Origin of the sequence: Desulfofundulus sp. (genome assembly GCF_049701015.1) — a bacterium.
In the GTDB taxonomy this organism is placed as follows: domain Bacteria; phylum Bacillota; class Desulfotomaculia; order Desulfotomaculales; family Desulfovirgulaceae; genus Desulfofundulus.
Window position 1 is genome coordinate 1 of record NZ_JBNATZ010000421.1, and the last position, 2,365, is coordinate 2,365.

General features: G+C 59.9%; 2 protein-coding genes and 1 pseudogene. All 3 read left to right on the forward strand.

From position 1 onward, the window contains the following. Positions 1–1,329: hypothetical protein (locus ACPLUI_RS15080; RefSeq protein WP_424661059.1), on the forward strand; the 1,329-nt coding region annotated here is incomplete at its 5' end. 216 nt (positions 1,330–1,545) lie between these two features. Next, positions 1,546–1,929: a type IV pilin protein gene (locus ACPLUI_RS15085; protein ID WP_424661060.1), complete on the forward strand. Its 384-nt coding sequence runs from the start codon at positions 1,546–1,548 to the stop codon at positions 1,927–1,929. A 50-nt stretch (positions 1,930–1,979) separates the two neighbouring features. After that, positions 1,980–2,365: pseudogene (locus ACPLUI_RS15090) on the forward strand (HD-GYP domain-containing protein); the annotation flags it as partial.

Sequence of the window (2,365 nt, forward strand, 5' to 3'; positions counted from 1 at the left end):
GACAAGAAAGCGAGAGCGGTGTACACTCTGCCTTCCGACCTGTTGAAGCGGTACAAGGTCACCCGGATCGAGGTCAGGGGCGACTTCGGGCAGGAGGAGTACGATGCCTACGCTGCCCTCCAGGGCCACGGCTACCCCAACCCCTGGTGGAAGCCGGGTGATCCTGAAAAAGAAAGGTATTATGGCTGGCAAAGGTACCAAAATCGCCACTACAAACGCAAGCCTGAGAACTTCTCCGTTCGAGAGACCGGCGAGGACCTGTTGAAAGGAACGGTGAGCGTGCAGTGGCAGTTAAATCTTGCTCCTATGGACAACGCCATCAACCGCAAGGAGAACCGCTTCCCCGGTGACGAGTCCAACCCGAACCTGGCGAACGCCGTGGAGGGCTGGCGCTGGTGGCTGCCCGTGTATGTGGAGTGGTACGGGGTTCCCAAAGGGGTCCCACCCGACTTTTACGCCAGGATAGCACCCAAGCAGGTCCAGGCCGACCCGGGGCAGAAGCTGGCCTTCACGGTCACCTTCGGGCTGAAGCGGGGCTCCCCCGGCCCTTCGCGGGCGAAGCTTATCGCTTACCACGTGGTTAGCGGTCACGAGTACCCCGTGGCTCTCGAGCCGGAGGGCGGCGCACCCGGCCCGGGCAGCGCGGTGGAGTTCCAGCCGGGCCAGGAGTATAGATACAGGGTGTCGGTGACTGCCCAGGACGGGGACAGCAAAATAGTGGTCAAGGTCAACCCGGTGGACGTGTCCGAGGACGCGAACTGGTCGGACAACAGCGACGAGGCGCTGATTGTGGTTGTACACAAGCAGCAAGGTCCATCAGGTCCCGGCAGCCTGACGTTCCGGGCGGTGAGCCAGGACAGGAGGGTGACCAGGCCGGCGGGCACGGCGAAGTGGACGGACTGGGTGACGGCGACGCTGAGGCCGCCCGAGCCGAAACCGCCTAAAGGCTGGGTCACGTGGTGGAAGGTGACCAGCGCCAGCCTGACCTACCCGAAGAAGAACCCCGAGTTCACGTTTGGCACGCCGTACCCGCCGGTAGGTACGGTGACGGTCCGCATGAAACCGGACGGTCACGAGGCGAAGGTGGAGTTCCAGGAGGACTGGGGGATGGACGGTGCCAGGATATGGTCGATCCTGGAGAGGAAGATGATGGCTGAGAAGCCGAAGGAGTACACGCTGACGGCCAGGTACACCGTGGAGTACGGGTACTGCTGGACCGAGTGCGACAAGGACGGGTGCTGGACGGAGTGCGCCACGGCGACCGCATCCGGCACGGTTTCCGGCGATCTCCTGGTCAACGGTACAGGCGTGAACAGCCTGGCGGAATGAAAAGGTAGGGTAGTTGCGCAGATTGGCGAGCCCGGTTCCGCCGGGCTTTTTTTTAAAATCGAGGGGGCAGTAGTCCCCCTCATTTTGTTTGGTGGGGATGCTGGAACTGGCGTGAACCAACGACCCCTTATCCTGTGGTCGGGCCACAGCACGACCGCAAGGGGGGGTACCTGATCACGGAGCCCGGTATTTTTGGGGGACGGGAGGTGACTGCTGATTCGTCTTACAAACCCTACGACGGGAGGTTTTACCCTGGTAGAACTGGTGGTGGTTATGGCCATTATTGCCGCTTTGGGCTGTACGAGTGCGATTTCCTGCGCCAGGTATATCGATCGGACCAGGGTACAGCGAGCGAGAGCGGAGCTCAATCTCATGGCGGCAGACCTGGATGTTTATTACTCTGTCAACGGAGCCTACCCGAATGATCCGTCGCTGGCATGTATTAAGTGGCCGCAAGTCGGTCCGTGGGGTAGGGAGTATGAGTACGAGAAAAATGCTTCCGGGTACGTGCTTGTGGTTTCTGACGGGGAAGGGAGAAAGCGTGTGGAAGCTAGAGGAGCGGAGGGTTCCTCCGAAGTTTTCGAGTTTACGGCAAGGTAACCAGCCAAAGGCAACCTGGTTTTAACCAGGGTGGGTGGGGAGGTGTTTTTTTGAAGATATCGACGAAATTTCTTCTGCCCGGCATGAAGCTGGCCCGGCCCGTTTACGGGAAAAACGGGGAGCTCCTTTTGAAAAAAGGTACGGTGCTGACCGCCAGCTACGTCATGTCTCTGAGGAGGTGCGGGATCCTCGCGGTCGATGTGGACGGTCTGACTGACTTGAGCGAGGAGCACCGGAACCTCCTGGAAGATGAGGTCCGGAGCGATGTGATGAACGTGGTCCGCGGGTGGAGCCAGGGTGAGAAGCGGAAGGGCTTTGAAAGAGTTGTAGAAACGGTAGAGAGGATTGTGGACGAGATCCTGGCAGGAAAAGAGGTCGTCGGCAACCTTACCGAGATATGCTCTGCTGATATGTACACCTACGCCCACAGCGTGGA